This window comes from Moorena sp. SIO3I8 (genome assembly GCF_010692325.1).
Taxonomy (GTDB): Bacteria; Cyanobacteriota; Cyanobacteriia; order Cyanobacteriales; family Coleofasciculaceae; genus Moorena.
The window spans coordinates 1-1,125 of sequence record NZ_JAAHHW010000461.1 but is presented as its reverse complement, the minus strand read 5'-3'; the positions used below and the strand labels follow the sequence as shown (position 1 = coordinate 1,125).

Annotated in this window: 1 protein-coding gene; it reads right to left on the bottom strand. The window is 39.5% G+C overall.

The window, feature by feature from the left end; translation table 11 throughout:
* Positions 1-9 precede the first annotated feature (9 nt).
* Entirely contained in the window at positions 10-1,020 is a 1,011-nt protein-coding gene (locus F6K51_RS37890) for a CHAT domain-containing protein (RefSeq protein ID WP_293031478.1), read from the bottom strand.
* Positions 1,021-1,125: the final 105 nt, after the last annotated feature.

Genomic DNA, 1,125 nt, shown 5'->3' with positions numbered 1-1,125 from the left:
AACTCCTGGCTATTTTTCATTAAGATCACCCAGACGGTTGCGTGCTTCGTGTACTGAAGTAAAAAGAGACTTATTACCAGTAAATTCCTTGAAAAAATATTTTAAAAATGCGACAGCTACCACATCAGGAACTGGTTCTCTCATTACAATACATTGAAGCAAATTCAACTGTGTCAGTTGGTTGGCTAAACCAATCCCGTCACAAGAATTGAAAATAGCTAGCTGCAATCCATTGTCTATAGCTTTCTTGAAGGGTTCACTTAATTGCTTAATCGTTACACTGTCTTGATTATTAAGTTCAATCCAACCAATCTTTCCATCTTCTTGAGAACTACTATGACCAGTAAAGATAAAGATCTGGTAGCTTTCAAAAAGCGCTTGATATAACTCCTGAAAAGAAGGCTGAATAAGAGTAATGACCTCTACTCCTTTTTTTTCTAACTCTTGGATTACCTCTAGGTCAGACTCGGTATTAATTCCATCACTCCTACCCACCACTACTAGAATTCTGAGTTTTGAGGAGTTTTGAGGTGGGATGATTGTTTTGCTAGATGGATTTCTAATCCTTAAAATAACTTCTGCGTTTGGGTAGTGATTTTTAAATACATCCCACTCTTGCCAGGGAAAGCGGCTCAAGTTTGTTTCCGGAACATCAAGGAGTACGTGAATTTCTTGACCAGCAGGATTCGATTGGTTTGCTTGTGATTGGTTTGCTATTGAAATCAATTGATCTCGGATAGGTTGCCACTCCCTATCTCCAGAGTTGAGCCATTCATTCAGGTGTGCTTTTACCGCCTGAGCTTCTTCAGGAGCTGAGTAATTAACTACTTTTCCTGCGGTAAGACGTGATGAGAAGCATGATTTCACATCGTCCAAACCACGATAACTTAACTGCCAGTTTGCAAATGATGAATTCAGAGCTGGTGGTGGAGCCGGTAGAAAGCCTTCGATAGGTTCAAATTTCATACCAGTCACCTCCAGATTGGTATGAAATCCTGATTCCTTATCAAATAGTTTCATTTTGACTATCAGCATTGTCGTCTCCTATGAAACTTGAGCAACTTAGACTAAACACTGTTTAGTGATGCTAGTATACCCCAAAGCCAATCTGACACTGAATCTTTC